We start from the raw sequence: 14,788 nt of genomic DNA on the forward strand, positions 1-14,788 counted from the left end.
GCTTCTCCCGCGTAAAACGGATTTTATAGACGGGCTAAAGGCCGGAGAGACAACGGCAACAACACGGCTAAGACCTGCATAAAACGGTAAAACGGACGCCCCCTTCCAGGGGGCGGTTCTCTATGCGGACACATCCGACTAATTGAGCCACACTGTTTAAACAATGTTGCCAAGCACCGCAAAGTCTGCACGGCCTGCAAGGCCCCCTTCCGCTTCTCACAAATACACAAAAAACCCCGCTAAAAAGCGGGGTTTCAAGGATTCAAACCAGTTATTTTTGTTCGGTTTTAAGTTCGGCCTGCTGGGCTTTCACCAGGTTTTCGTATGGGCCAAAACCGTCCTTCACGTTCCAGCCGCCGCCTAAAGCCTTGGACAAATTGACGATAGCCGCCAGTTCGTCGTTGCGGGCGGAAGCCAGGTTCATTTCGGCCGACAGCAGGTTTTCTTCCACGTCCAGCAAATCCGTCACGCCGATAAGGCCCGCGTCTTCCTGCTTTTTGGTCAGGTCGTAACTGCGCTGCATGGCGGCGGTTTGCTGTTTGTACGAATCAAAAATTTCACGGTTAATGCGGTTGGCGGCAATCGCGTCCAGCGCTTCTTTAAACGCGCCCTGCACCGTTTTCTCGTACGTGGCCAGCATTTCGCGGTAAGCGGCTTCGGCCTGTTTGTTTTGGGCGCGGATTTTGCCGCCCTCAAAAATAGGCGCCAAAATCTGCCCGCCGACGGCCCATACGCCCGACGAGCCCCTAAACAAATTATCCAGCGCGCCGCTGGCGTAGCCGGCGGAAGCCGTCAGCGGAATGCTGGGGAAATACGAAGCGCGCGCCGCACCGATGTTGGCGTTGGCGGCAATTAAATTACCCTCTGCGGCGCGTACGTCCGGCCGGCGGGCCAGCAGGTCGGAAGGGATGCCTTCCGGCACATCGGGCACCAGCGTGATGTCGGCCAGCGTTTTGCCGCGCGGGGTGTTGTTTTCAATAATTTCGCGCGGGGATTTCCCCACCAGCACGGAAAGCGCGGTTTCGGTTTGCGTGATTTTTAAACGCAGCTGCTGTTCCTGCGCCTGCACGCTGGCCATATTGGCTTCCATACGTTTTAAATCCACTTCGGTGCTGTAACCGTTTTCGTAGCGGCTGGTGTAAATGCGCACGTTTTCTTTGCGCGCGTCCAGCGTGCGCCGGGCGATAATCAGCTGTGCGTCCAGCATGCGCAGGGCGAAATAATTTTTGGCTACGTCCGCCGTCAGCGTTAAACGCACGGTATCGCGCGAAGCTTCGCTGGCCAGCAGTTTGGCGCGGGCGGCTTCGCTTAAACGGCGGTACTTGCCCCACAAATCCAGCTCAAAGGACACGGACACATTGGCCGTGCTTTGCGTTTCGCCGGAGCCCAGGTTGTTGCCGGCGCGGCCCGACTCGGCGGCCGCCGAAAGGCTGGGCAGCTGGTCCGCCGTGGCAATACCTACGGCGGCGCGGGCCTGGTCCACGCGCGCGACGGCGGCCTGTAAATCCTTATTATAGGACAGCGCGTCCGCTTCCAGCTGGTTTAGCACCGGGTCCTGGAACACTTCCCACCATTTGGCATTGGTAAAAATGCTGAAATTATCGGCCGCCTGTCCTTCCGGCAGATCCAATTCCGGCTGTTTATAGTTGGGGCCCATCAGGCATCCGGCCAGCAACACGGCCGCCGCCAGCGCGGCCCATACCCGTTTAGCACTCATAAATTCACCTCTTTATTGGCGTCGTTTTCATTGTCGGGAGCGACGACGGCCCCTTTGTTCTTCCACCCGTCAAACAGGCAGAAGAAAAGCGGAATGAACAGCGGCGCGATGGCCGTAGCGGCCAACATGCCAAACACCACGGCGGTGCCGATGGAATGGCGGCTCGCCGCGCCCGCGCCCGTGCTGATGGCCAGCGGCACACAGCCCAGGATGAACGCCAAAGACGTCATCACAATCGGGCGGAAACGCAGTTCCGCGGCCTGGATGGCGGCTTTGGCCGTATCCACGCCCTGTTCTTTTAAAAGCACGGCAAATTCCACAATCAAAATAGCGTTCTTGGCCGCGAGACCCACCAGCGCGACCAGCGCGATTTGAAAGTAAATATCGTTGGACAGCCCGCGCACCCAGGTGCCGGCCAGCGCGCCGAAAATGGCGAACGGAACGGCCAGCAGTACGGCAATGGGCAGGCTCCATTTTTCATATTGCGCGGCCAGAATGAGAAACACCACCAGCATCCCCAGCATCAGCGCGGTGGCCGACGAACTGCCGGAGATTTTTTCCTGATAGGTGGTGCCGGTCCAGGCCAGCGTAAAGCTGGAGTCCAGCGTTTCACGTGCGGTTTCTTCCACGGCGCGGATAGCGTCGCCGGAGCTGTAGCCCGGCGCGGGGTTTGCCATAATTTTAGCCGCGGGGAATACGTTAAACCGTTCCACCACGTCCGGCCCCAGGCTGGGCGTCAGCGTAACCAGCGTGGAAAGCGGCACCATCGCCCCCGTGTTGGAGCGGACGTAAATGCCCGAGATTTGTTCCGGGCGGGAGCGGTATTCGCCTTCGGCCTGCATCATTACTTTAAAACTGCGGCTGGAGTACGTAAAGTCGTTTACGTACATGGTGCCGAACGTACCCTGGAGCGTGGTGTAAAGCTCGGAGAGCGAAACGCCCATGGCCTGCGCTTTAATTTCGTCCACTTCCATAGAATACTGCGGAACCGCGGCCGAGAACGTCGTGCTGACGCTGGAGAGCTCGGGGCGTTTTTTGGCGGCTTCAATAAATTTTTGCGTCTGCGCTTCCAGCGCGGCGCTGCCGCCGGAACCGCGGTTTTGGATGTAGCCTTCCAAACCGCCGGTGGTGCTCATACCCATAATGGGCGGCGGGTTAAAGGGCATCACCACCGCGCCGGGCACTTTAAACAAAGACTCGGCATAAATCTTGCCCACCACGTCGGTGGAAGACATACCTTTCCCCTTGCGCTCTTTCCACGGTTTTAACGCCACGAACGTGGAAACCGCGTTGCTCTTCTGCGTGCTGCTTAAAAGGTCAAACCCGGCAAAAGTCAGTTCCTGCGAAACAGCCGGCTGTGCCAGTACGATTTCTTCCAGCTGTTTGGCCACCGCGTCGCTGTTGGCGAGCGAGGCCGAAGGATCCAGCTGGGCGGCCACCATAATAATGCCCTGGTCTTCTTCCGGCAGCAAACTGCCGGGCACCACTTTAAACAGGCCGAACGTCGCCAAAAACAACAGTCCGATTAATACGCCCGACACCGACAGGCGGCGAATGAAAAACGCCACCCAGCTGCCGTATTTTTTGGTAATTTTTTCAAAAAAGCGGTCAAACTGGTAGAAGAACCCTTTGGTCGGGTGCGGCTGTTTTTTAAGCAAGAGCGCGCACAAGGCGGGCGTAAGCGTAAGCGCCACCAGGCCGGAGATGACCACGGACACCGCAATGGTAATGGCGAACTGCTGGTACATCACGCCCGTAAGGCCGCCCATAAACGCCACCGGCACGAACACGGAGCACAGCACCAGCACAATGGCCACCACCGGGCCGGACACTTCGTCCATGGCTTTAATGGTGGCTTCTTTAACGGGTAAATCCTCGTCGTGCATGATACGTTCTACGTTCTCAATAACCACGATGGCGTCGTCCACCACCATACCGATGGCGAGCACCAGGCCGAACAGCGTCAGCGTATTAATGGAAAAGCCCAAAAGCAGCATCCCCGCAAACGCGCCGATGATGGACACCGGCACCGCCAGACAGGGAATCAGCGTGGCGCGCCAGTCTTTTAAGAACAAATACACCACCAAAAACACCAAAATCATGGCTTCAATTAAGGTGTGGATGACTTCTTCAATGGAGGCGGACACGAACAGCGTGGTGTCGTACGCCACGGTGTAGGCAATATCCAAATCCGGCGGGAAAGTCTGCGCCAGCTCCTTCATATGCGCGTCCACGGCTTTGGCGGTGGCCACCGCGTTCGCGCCCGGGGATAGGTACACCCCCACCGGCACGGCGGGTTTGCCGTTAAAACTGCCGTTAAATTCATACGTCTGGCTGCCCAGCTCCACGCGGGCCACGTCTTTTAAACGCAAAGACGTGCCGTCCGGATTGGCGCGCAGGATGATTTCTTCAAATTCTTTCGGGTCGGTCAGGCGGCCGGGCGCGATGATGGCATAGGTGCGGTCCACCTTCACGGGCAGGGGCGGCTGGCCGATTTTGCCGGCGGCGCGCTGGGCGTTCTGCGCTTGCACGGCGGCGACCAAATCGCTTACCGACAAACCGCGCTGGGACAGCACGTCCGGCTTAATCCAGATGCGGATGGAATAGTCGTTGGCGGACATTACCTGCGCGTCGCCCACGCCTTCAATACGCTTCAAATCGTCTACAATGTTCAGCAGCGCGTAGTTGCCGATGGTCGTCGTGTCCGAGTGTCCGTTGGGCGAATACAGCGCGATTAACTGCAAAATGGCGGAAGATTTTTTATTGACCTGAATCCCGTAGCGGCGCACGTCTTCGGGCAGGGTGGCGGTGGCGCCCTGGACGCGGTTGTTGACGTTAATCATCGCCTGGTCCGGGTCCGTGCCGACCTTAAACGAAACGGTCAGGTTCATATCGCCGTTGGAAGAGGAAGTGGAGTTCATATACAGCATATCCTCCACGCCGTTGACCTGCTGTTCTATCGGCGCGGCCACCGTGTTGGCGATTACTTCGGGGCTCGCGCCCGGATAGCTGGCGGTTACCGCCACGGTGGGCGGCGTTAAATCCGGGTATTGTTCAATGGGGAGCATGGTGATGGACACGATGCCCGCCAGCGAAATAAGCAGCGAGATAACCGTTGAAAAAATCGGCCGGTTGATGAAAAATTTAGAGAACATACCGTCCCCCTATTTCCCCGCCGGGGCGGGTGCGGCGGCCGGGGCAGACGCGGGCTGGGCGGAAGCGTCGGCGGCGTCAGCGGCCGGAACCGGCGCGGGAACGGCTTGCTGCTGCGCTTCATCGGGCACGGCCTGCGTATCCGGCGCTTCGGATTTTTGAATTTCTTCTTCCAGCGCGGCTACGCTGCGTCCGTCCGGCGCGGGGGCCTGTACGGCGGGTTCTTCCCGCGATACTTTAAATTCTTTCAAATTCACCTGCACCTGCTGGCCGGAACGGATTTTAATCAGCCCTTCGCTCACCACGCGTTCGCCGGCTTTTAAGCCGTCGGTAACGATGTACATACCGTCCTGCAGCTGGGCCTGTACGGGGCGCGCGACAACGGTGTCGTTGGCGTCAACCACGTACGCAAGCATCCCCTGCGACGTATTCAATATGGCGGAAGAAGGAATCAGCACGGCGTTTTTGTACACCGCGCCCACCAGCCGCACGCGCACAAACTGGCCCGGCATCAGGATGCGGGTATTTTTCGGGTTGGCAAATTCGGCCTTGATGGCCAGGCTGGAGGTTTGGGAATTTTCGGTGCTGTCAAAGAAAATGATTTTGCCTTTCTGCGGATAGATTTTGCCGTTGCTGAGCAAAGCCTCCACATACACGGGCGCTTCGGAGGCCGACACGGCGCGGTACTTGTCCGCCGCCAGCTGTTCTTTCTGCGCCTCGGTGCCGATGGCGATTTGGCCCGACATAAAACCCGCGGCCAGTTTTTCAAACTGCTGGCTGGGCATAGAAAAATTGACGTACAGCGGATCAATCTGCACCATGGTGGTAAGCAGGCCGGATTCGCCCGCCGGAGAAATTAAACTGCCTACGGACTGGGCCTCTTTGCCTGCAATGCCCGAAATGGGAGCGGCAACTTTGGTATAGCCTAAATTGATTTCCGCATCGCTCACGCCGGCCTGCGCCACTTTCACGTTGGCCTGGGCGGTCTCGTAAGCGGAGAGCGCGTTGTCGTAATCCTGCTGGCTGACGGCATTGTCCGCGCGGAGCTTTTTCATGCGCGCGTACGTGCGCTGGGTGCGCCGTTCTTCGGCCTGGGCCTGGGCCAGCGCGCCCTGGGCTTTTTCCAGCGCTACCTTATATTCTTTATCGTTGATTTGGAAAAGCTGCGTGCCCGCGGCCACATATTCGCCTTCATTATATAAGCGGGCTTCCAAAATGCCGCCCACCTGCGCGCGGATTTGAATTTCCAGCGAACCCGCCACCTGGGCCGGGTATTCAATATTCCACGGCAAATCCTGCTGCAGCACCGTTACGGCGCTGACGACGGGCGCGGGCATGGCGCCGCCGTCGGTCTTCTTTTTACAGCCGCAGACGAGTACGGCCGCCAGTCCCAAAACGGCCAAAGCCGCGGGAGCAAATTTTTTATTCATAAAACAATTCCCCTCTTACTCAAGTGTAACGTATTACAAGCATTGTATAAAATTTTCTCCGTCAAACCAGCCGTTTTTTGTACTATAAATAAACTAACCCAAAAGCGCCGGCTGACAAACGGCCCCCAAACGCATATAATAAAAGAAAAGAAATGAAGGGGGAAAATTATGAAAATTGTATTTTTTGACGTGGATAAACTTACCCGCGACTACCTGCAGGACAAAAAAATGTGCAACTGCGACGTCGTCTACCTGGAAAACAGCATTGAAAACACCGACGCCGAAACCTACGAGAAAATCAAAGACGCCGTTGCGCTGTCCGTCTTCGTGCATACCGCGGCCAAAATGAACAAAGAAATTTTGTCCAAATATCCGAATTTAAAGCTCATCGCCACCCGTTCCACGGGGTATGACCATGTGGACCTGGATTACTGCAAAGAGCGCGGCATAGAAGTCGTCAACGTGCCGAAATACGGCGAAGCCACCGTGGCGGAATACACCTTCGGCCTGCTGCTGAACCTCTCGCGCAAAATCATCCAGGCGCGCAACGATATGAAAAACGCCTCCGTGCATATGAACGAATACCTGGGGTTTGACTTATACGACCACACCATCGGCATCATCGGCACCGGCGCCATCGGCCGCCACGTGGCGAAACTCGCGCGCGGATTCGGCATGCACGTGCTGGCGTACGACTTGTACCCCAACGAAGAGTTCCAGCGCATTTACAACATTCACTACGTATCGCTGGATGAACTGTATGCCAAGGCGGATATTGTTACCCTGCACGCTCCGTCCACCAAAGAAAACCATCATATGCTAAACGACGAAGCGTTTAAAAAGATGAAAGACGGCGTGATTATTTTAAACACGGCGCGCGGCAGCCTGATTGACACGGAAAGCCTGTACAGAAACGTGGTTACCGGCAAAGTGGGCGGCGCGGGGCTGGACGTGCTGGAAAACGAAGATTTCATCATCCACGACGACATTATTTTAAAAGACCAGGATATCGGCATTGACTACGCCATGAACACCATCGCCAACGCCAAACTCCTGCAGCACCCGCGCGTGATTATTACGCCGCACATCGGGTTTAACTCCATTGACGCGGTGCACCGCATTTTAAACACCACCGTCAAAAACATAGAAGCGTTCTTCGCGGGGCGGACGCAGAACTCGGTACTTAGGAGATAAGTATGAAAATAACCACTTTACAGCAGGCCGTCGGCCATACGCCGCTGGCGGAGATTTCGCTCTTAAATCCCGGCCCTGGAAGGGTATGGGCGAAACTGGAGATGTTTAACCCGTACAGCGTGAAAGACCGCGCCGCGCTTTATATGCTTAACGCCGCCGAAAAGGAAGGCCGTCTGGCCCCCGGCGGCACCATTGTGGAGCCCACCAGCGGAAATACCGGTATTGCACTGGCCTTTTTGGCCGCCGCGCGCGGGTATAAGATTATCCTTACGATGCCCGAAAGCATGAGCGCCGAGCGCGTAAAGCTGTTAAAAGCGCTGGGCGCGCAAATCGTGCTGACGCCCAAGGCCGAAGGGATGAAAGGCTCCGTGGCCGCCGCGCTTAAAATTTTGGACGACACGCCCGGCTCCTTTATGCCCGGCCAGTTTGACAATCCGAACAACGCCCTCGCGCACGAAAAGACCACCGGCCCCGAAATCTGGGAAGATTTGGACGGCAAGGTGGACGCGTTTGTGGCGGGCGTGGGCACCGGCGGCACGATTACCGGCGTGGGGCATTTTTTAAAACAGCAAAAGCCCAACGTCACAATTATCGCGGTGGAACCGGCGGACTCGCCGATTCTGTCCGGCGGCAAGCCGGGGCCGCACGGGATACAGGGTATCGGCGCCAACTTTATCCCGGGCGTGCTGGACCGCGCGGTGATTGACGAAGTCATCCCGGTTCAAACGCAGGACGCCATCCAAACCGCGCGCAGGCTGGCCGCGTTGCAGGGCATTTTGCCCGGCATTTCGGGCGGAGCCGCACTGTGGGCGGCGCTCCAAGTGTCCGCGCGGCCGGAAAACGCCGGCAAAAACATCGTTACGCTTCTGCCGGACGGCGGGGAGCGTTATTTAAGCACGGGCCTGTTTGAATAAAGCCCGTCTTCTTTTGCTACAATAATCGTATGAAAAACTGGCTGGCCGCCGCGCTGGCGGCATGTATCCTATATACCCCGCTGACCGCGCAAACACGCGCCGATGAAGCGGAAATTATCATTGAAATGCACGGGGAGCAGCCCGCCCCGCGCGCTTCCGTATCTATTTGGGATAAAAACGCCCGCCAGCTTACGCGCGTCTTTCGCGGCAAAGACCGCACCTATGTGCTTTATCAGGTGGAAAACGTATCGTCCAGGGACGATATTATCCGCTCCGAAGACGGCAAAGAATACGCCTATGTGCGTTACGGACGGGACGACGGGGATTACCGCAAATTCCTGTTTAAAGCCAAAAGCCCGCAAACCTTTCTGGCCTGCGCCGCCGACGCGGCGGACGTGCTGGCCGTCAATAAAAAATACAAAGTAAATATGGGGCTTAACCGGGCGGACTTTCTGCGCCGATACGAAAACGACGCCGCGCTGACCAACCTCGCGGACAACGCCTCCGGCAAAACCTATCAGGCGTACAAAGTAAATTATTCCGACGTAAACAACAAAAAACCTTCCCCCCATTATTTTGTGTTTGAAGAAGACGCCCTCGTGCAAACCTACGCGGGGGACGACGCGTTTTACGATTTCGTCAATCAGCTGTCGGACAATAACAAAAACCTGACCGCCCGCCAGCAGGCCGCCGCCAAGGCGCGCCAGGAACAGCTGCAAAAAGAACGCCAGGCCGCCCAGCAGCGCGCCAGTCGCCCCGTGCGAAAAGCCCTCGTTTCCGGCGGTACGGCTACGGACCAAGCCTATATGCCCCGCGCCGTAAACGCCACGCCGCTGCCCGCCCTTACGCCCAGCAAGCTCCCCGCGGGCACGCCCCTGCCGTAACCGCTAAAGAACGCATCTAAACCATTTTTCCGCCTGTTCAAAAGTCCCGGATTTCCTATAATAGAAATATGGAAATGAATACGGTTTCGGTTTCTTCGTTCGGCATAGCCGGGTTATTATACCTGGCCCTGCAAATTTGCGTAACGGTGCACATCATCCGCTACAAAGACGACGTCAAAAGCTCCATCGGCTGGATTGGCCTGGTGTGGCTGACGCCGCTCATCGGCAGTATCATTTACGTCGTGTTCGGCATTAACCGCATCCGCCGCAAAGCGCTTTCGCTTCGCAACAAAGGGCCGGATATTTTAACCGTTACCGGCAAGAGCGAAGAAGAAATCGCAAAAGAAATTCCGCATGCGTTTTTGCAGCTTCTGCGCCTGGGGTACAAAGTACACCCCCAGCGTTTTGCCCTGGGCAACCGCGCGCAGGCCTTTGTAAACGGGGACGAAGCCTACCCCGAAATGTGCAAACTGATTGCCGGCGCGCAAAAAGAAGTGCTCCTGCAAAGCTATATTTTTGACAACGACCGCGCGGGCCAAATGTTCCTGCCGGCGTTAAAGCAAGCCGTTAAGAACGGGGCGAAGGTAAAAATGCTTATAGACGGCGTGGGGCTGAACTATTCCAAGCCCACCATCGCCTCCGCGGTGCGCAAAATAAAAGGAGTGGAATTTTCCGTCTTTCTCCCTTCTAAAAGCCCGATTAATCTGCCGTTTGTCAATCTGCGCAACCACCGCAAAATCCTGATTGTGGACGGCCGCTGTGCGTTCTTCGGCGGGATGAACGTGGCGCAGGGGAACCTCGTCAACACCCACCCCAAAGAACCCATCATAGACATCACTTTTAAAGTGGAAGGCCCGGTGGTGGACCAAATGTCGCGCGTGTTTGAGGAAGACTGGATTTTCTCGGGCAAAAAACATTTTATTCCGGCGTCATTTCACGCTTCGGGCCCGCTGCCCGGGCAAATGCCCGCGCGCATCATTCCCGACGGGCCGGACAGCGATTATGGCAAAATTGAACTGATGGTGCTCGGCGCGCTTTCCTGCGCGCAGAAAAGCGTGCATATCGTTACGCCGTATTTCCTGCCGGAAAGCAATATTTTAACCGCCCTGGAAGTGGCCGCCATGCGCGGGGTGGACGTGGAAATCATCCTGCCGTCCAAAAGCAATATCTTCGGGATGGACTGCGCCATGCGCGCCAACTTCGCGCGTTTACTGGAAAAGGGCGTAAAAATTTACCGCACCCGCCCGCCGTTTGACCACAGCAAAATTATGCTGGTGGACGGCGCCTGGCTGTTTGTAGGTTCCGCCAACTGGGACGTGCGCAGCTTTAAACTGAACTTTGAATGCAACCTGGAGTGCGTGGACAAAAAACTGGCCGCCGAGGTGGAAAAAATCATCGCGCACAAAAAATCCATTTCCCACAGCGAGAAGTGGGACAAAAACGCCCGCCCCCCGCTGTGGCGCACGCTGACGGACAATGCGTTTAAACTCTTAACGCCCTATTATTAATATGCTCTACAAACAGCCCCGCCCCGATGACGTACTGGTGGCGCACGGCCGCGCCACCCAGCCCGCGCTGCCGCGCCGCTTTACCGTGTGCGTGTGGAACTGGCAGAAAAGCAAACAGAAAGGCTGGGCGGACGAATTTGCCAAAATCTCGCAAGCGGCCGATTTATTCCTGGCGCAGGAAGTGCGCCGTTCTCCCGCCGTGCGCGGCGTGATGGAAGCCGCCCCCTACCATTGGAGCGGCGCGGTGAGTTTCTTTTCACTCAAAGGCCAAAACCCCGTGGGAGTGGCCACCGGATGCACGGCGGAACCGCTAAAAGTTTCCTTTAAAAGAGGGGCGCGGGAACCCGTCCTTCAGGTGCCTAAAATGACGCTTTCCACCCTCATCCCCCTGCAACATTCCGCGCCGCTGTTGGTCATCAACATACACGCCATTAACTTCACCGGCCTAAAACCTTTTGAAAGCAATCTGCGCCGCGCGGCGGAACTGCTGCTGGATTTTGACGGCCCCGTCCTGCTGGGCGGCGATTTTAATTCCTGGAACGCCAGGCGCCGCAGGCTCCTGCAAAGCACCGCCAGAGCCGCGGGCCTGACCGAAGTGGTGTTTGACCCCGACCGGCGCACCCGCTGCCTGGGCCGCCCGGTGGATTATCTCTTTGTGCGCGGGCTTAAAGTGCTGGCCGCCGGCGTACGCGCCACCGAAGGTTCGGACCACAACCCGCTTCTCGCGCGCCTGGAAGCGCGCTAGTCTTTTCCCCCTCCGGGCCCTGAACGCCCTTCCAAATATGGTAAAATATAGGTAATTATGAACACATCAGACAATAAAGCCGTTTATTTTAAACGCGAAGCCCTCAAACGGGTGGTAGAAGCGTTTGACAAAGGCACGCTTGAAAAAAACGCGTACCGCATTCCTTTTGACGTTATTCCGCAGGATTCCAAATCCGCGGTGCGCTGCTGTATTTATAAAGAACGGGCCGTTTTCCGCGCCCGCACGCTGGCCGCCATGGGCTGCAGCGTAGAGAAAGACGACGAGGCCACCTCGCTCAACGACTACGCCAAACAGGCGCTCCTGCGCAAGGCCGTGCCCGAAGTGCCGCTGACGGTAATGGACATTGCCTGCAAAGGCTGCGTCAAAGCGCGCCACATCGTAACCGAAGCCTGCCAGGGCTGTTTGGCCCGCCCGTGCCAGCAGGCGTGCAAATTTGGCGCGATTTCGTTTGCGGACGGACGCTCCCGCATTGACCCGGACAAATGCAAAAACTGCGGCCAGTGCAAAGCCGTCTGCCCGTACAACGCCATTACGTACGTCCCCGTACCGTGCGAGCAATCCTGCCCGGTGGACGCCATCCACAAAGGCGAAAACGGATTTGCCGAAATTGATTTTGACAAATGCATCTCCTGCGGCCATTGTATGGACGCCTGCCCGTTCGGCGCCATTATGGAACGCAGCCAGTTAATTGACATCCTGGGCCAGATTCAGAGCCACAACAAAGTCTGCGCGATGATTGCCCCTTCTATTGTGGGACAGATTGACTGCTCGCTCCCGCAGCTGATGACCGCCATCAAGAAAGCCGGTTTTGACAAAGTAACCGAAGTGGCCGAAGGGGCGGATATTACCACCGCCAACGAAGCGCGCGAACTGGTGGAACGCCTGGAAAACGGCGCGCGGTTTATGACTACGTCCTGCTGCGCGGCGTGGATTCAGGCCGTCAAAAAACATCTGCCGGCTTTGAAAGAATTCGTCTCCTACACCAAAACCCCGGCCGCTTATACCGCCGAGATTGAAAAGAAAAACGGTTTTGTAACCGTATTCGTGGGGCCGTGCGTATCCAAACGCGTGGAAGGAATGGAAGACCCGAACATTGATTTCGTGATGACCTACGAAGAACTGGGCGCCATGCTGGAAGCCAAAGGCATCAATCCCGCCGAATGCGAAGAAATGCCGCTGGATCCGAAAATTTCGGGTGAAGCGCGCTACTACGGCGTAACCGGCGGCGTGGCCCAGGCGGTGGAAAACGCCATCGCGGGCAAACGCCCGTTTAAGAAAATGGCCGTCAACGGCTTGGATAAAAAGACGATGATGGTGCTCAACGCTTACGCCAAAGGCGCGGGCGACTTCCAGCTGCTGGAAGTAATGAGCTGCAAGGGTGGATGTATTGGCGGCCCGTGCACGCTTAAAAAACAGGCGCAGGTGATTAAACCCATTAAAGACCTGGTGGAAAAGAGCCCCAAGGTGCCGTGCGCCTTAGACGAAAAGAAAGAAGAAAAATAAAACTTTCTGCTTCACACAAAACCGCCCGGGATAATGGTTCCGGGCGGTTTTATATATAAGATGAACATTATACAGAAAATTACCTCATATCAGTTTACATAATAGGTTTTCCTTCCCCATTAAATAGTTTCTTACACCATTTTTCATCGTCATAGCACACAATTTTCCCTTTATGGGGAGCTCCGTCGCATGTTTCATACTGTAACGTATATTTTAAATTCCAGCTATCAGAATCAAAATCACCTGAAAAATCATCCGTCCGCCGAGCCATTGGGCCGTTAACCAGCCCCGTCGCACAATAATACCCCCAGGATAAAGAACCGTTTGCATAACACCAATGTTTATTACAACATACTTCTTCATCTCCGTTAAATGTACAATCAAACCCGCCGCCTAATTCTATTCCGGCGGTTTCATTTGTGATGGCATTACACTCTTGTTCGCCACGCTCAAGAATACACAGCTCGCCCTGCTGATGCATATAACGCAATATTTGTACAGCCTCCGCCGTACGCGATTTTTCCACCGCTTTTTCATACTGCGGCAATGCCACCGCCGATAAAATACCAATAATTAAAACGACTACCAACAGCTCTATTAGCGTAAATCCAAGGCTTTTCTGCACGGGATATATCCCCCTATTTATATAAGTTGATATTCCCAATTTATCAAAAAAAAAAAACAATACAAGCCCCCCTTCCAGGGGACGGTTCTCTATACGGGTACATCCGACTAATTGAGCCACACTGTTTAAACAATGTTGCCAAGCTACCGTAAAGTCTGCACGGCCTGCAAGGCTCCTTTTTCTGATAGGATTTCAAAACTATTTCCTACTTTTTGTGCCGACAAAAAGTAGGCAAAAAACTCGCTTAGGCGGCCCGCAGGGTTCGGGCCCTATAAAACGCACTCGCGGCGGATGTTTTTACAACTCGCTGCCGCTCAAACAAGTAAAAACATTCTTCCGCCTTGAGGCGTTTTATAGACAGGGCTAAGACCTGCATAAAACGGCAAAACGGCCATACCCTCCGAGCCAGCCGCGGGGGCCGCCCACAATAATAATCCCCCGCGCGATGTGGCAGGGGATGATTTCTACCAGGGGCCTCATTAGTCCGCCGTCTTTATTGGTTCACCTGCTGATAACACGCATAATTACCCACCACTACACGGGTATACCCCATGGAAGACAAAAATTTGCGCCAACCCGTATTGTCTCCCCCTTGCGCGCACGTCCCCCACAGGCCACCCACTACGCGGTCTGAAGCGGTCAGCGGCAGATATACGCCAAAACCGTTGCGTTCGTATTTACCGGATGCAAATACCGCACGGACATAACCGGTTTTCAGGCTTAGCGTAATCCCGGGAAAATCCTGTTCATCTGTCTGTACGGTCAGCACACAATTATCAGCCCAGCCGCCCCCGTCAAACCAGCCGGAATCCTGCTCCACCACCCGTGGGAAGGCGGAAGCATAATCTATATCCAATTGGTCCAAACAAGAGGTATAGCGCCCATTGGCCAGAAAATATTGCTCTTCCGCCTGTAACGTTTTTGCGGCCCAAATCTGCAGGGCGGCCGCACGGCTTTTCCAAACGGCTTTTTCATATAAAGGAACCGCTACAGCCGCTAAAATACCGATGATTAAAACGACTACCAACAGCTCTATAAGCGTGAATCCGAGACTTTTCTGCACGGGATATATCCCCCTATTTATATAAGTTGAT

The 14,788-nt window shown here is 55.7% G+C and carries 11 protein-coding genes; 6 read left to right on the top strand and 5 right to left on the bottom strand.

The genetic code is table 11. The features are described 5' to 3' along the window. Positions 1–271 precede the first annotated feature (271 nt). From ACQY36_RS06870 to ACQY36_RS06880, 3 genes are read right to left on the bottom strand one after another with little or no spacing between them, the layout of a single operon-like run. Complete coding sequence (locus tag ACQY36_RS06870) at positions 272–1,717, bottom strand: efflux transporter outer membrane subunit (protein ID WP_428078505.1); 1,446 nt, start codon at positions 1,715–1,717, stop codon at positions 272–274. Beyond that, entirely contained in the window at positions 1,714–4,872 is a 3,159-nt protein-coding gene (locus ACQY36_RS06875; RefSeq protein WP_428072072.1) for an efflux RND transporter permease subunit, read from the bottom strand. The genes ACQY36_RS06870 and ACQY36_RS06875 overlap by 4 nt, the downstream gene beginning before the upstream one ends. 9 nt (positions 4,873–4,881) lie before the next feature. Continuing rightward, positions 4,882–6,300 (bottom strand): efflux RND transporter periplasmic adaptor subunit, encoded by a 1,419-nt coding sequence (locus ACQY36_RS06880; protein ID WP_428078507.1) that lies wholly within the window; start codon positions 6,298–6,300, stop codon positions 4,882–4,884. A gap of 168 nt (positions 6,301–6,468) precedes the next feature. Here ACQY36_RS06880 and ACQY36_RS06885 point away from each other — a divergent pair, with 168 nt between their 5' ends. The 6 genes from ACQY36_RS06885 to ACQY36_RS06910 all read left to right on the top strand — a co-directional run bounded on the left by ACQY36_RS06885 (position 6,469) and on the right by ACQY36_RS06910 (position 13,069). Then, positions 6,469–7,494, top strand: coding sequence for an NAD(P)-dependent oxidoreductase (locus ACQY36_RS06885; RefSeq protein WP_428056053.1), 1,026 nt, complete (start codon positions 6,469–6,471; stop codon positions 7,492–7,494). A 2-nt stretch (positions 7,495–7,496) separates the two neighbouring features. Beyond that, the gene (cysK, locus tag ACQY36_RS06890; RefSeq protein WP_428078509.1) at positions 7,497–8,408 is read left to right on the top strand and encodes a cysteine synthase A; all 912 of its coding nucleotides are present in this window, start codon (positions 7,497–7,499) and stop codon (positions 8,406–8,408) included. A 29-nt stretch (positions 8,409–8,437) separates the two neighbouring features. After that, a complete protein-coding gene (locus tag ACQY36_RS06895) occupies positions 8,438–9,292 on the top strand; it encodes a hypothetical protein (RefSeq protein WP_428056049.1) in 855 nt (284 codons plus the stop codon). A 68-nt stretch (positions 9,293–9,360) separates the two neighbouring features. Then, positions 9,361–10,800, top strand: coding sequence for a phospholipase D-like domain-containing protein (locus ACQY36_RS06900; RefSeq protein WP_428078511.1), 1,440 nt, complete (start codon positions 9,361–9,363; stop codon positions 10,798–10,800). A gap of 1 nt (position 10,801) precedes the next feature. After that, positions 10,802–11,545, top strand: coding sequence for an endonuclease/exonuclease/phosphatase family protein (locus ACQY36_RS06905; protein ID WP_428071862.1), 744 nt, complete (start codon positions 10,802–10,804; stop codon positions 11,543–11,545). A gap of 57 nt (positions 11,546–11,602) precedes the next feature. Continuing rightward, the gene (locus tag ACQY36_RS06910) at positions 11,603–13,069 is read left to right on the top strand and encodes a monomeric [FeFe] hydrogenase (protein WP_428078513.1); all 1,467 of its coding nucleotides are present in this window, start codon (positions 11,603–11,605) and stop codon (positions 13,067–13,069) included. A gap of 94 nt (positions 13,070–13,163) precedes the next feature. On the opposite strand, the gene ACQY36_RS06915 is transcribed toward ACQY36_RS06910, so the two are convergent. Next, positions 13,164–13,694 (bottom strand): pilin, encoded by a 531-nt coding sequence (locus tag ACQY36_RS06915; RefSeq protein ID WP_428078515.1) that lies wholly within the window; start codon positions 13,692–13,694, stop codon positions 13,164–13,166. Between the two features lie 493 nt (positions 13,695–14,187). Further along, positions 14,188–14,757 (bottom strand): type IV pilin protein, encoded by a 570-nt coding sequence (locus ACQY36_RS06920; protein WP_428078517.1) that lies wholly within the window; start codon positions 14,755–14,757, stop codon positions 14,188–14,190. Positions 14,758–14,788: the final 31 nt, after the last annotated feature.

This window comes from Candidatus Avelusimicrobium alvi (genome assembly GCF_958451995.1).
GTDB classification, from domain to species: domain Bacteria; phylum Elusimicrobiota; class Elusimicrobia; order Elusimicrobiales; family Elusimicrobiaceae; genus Avelusimicrobium; species Avelusimicrobium alvi.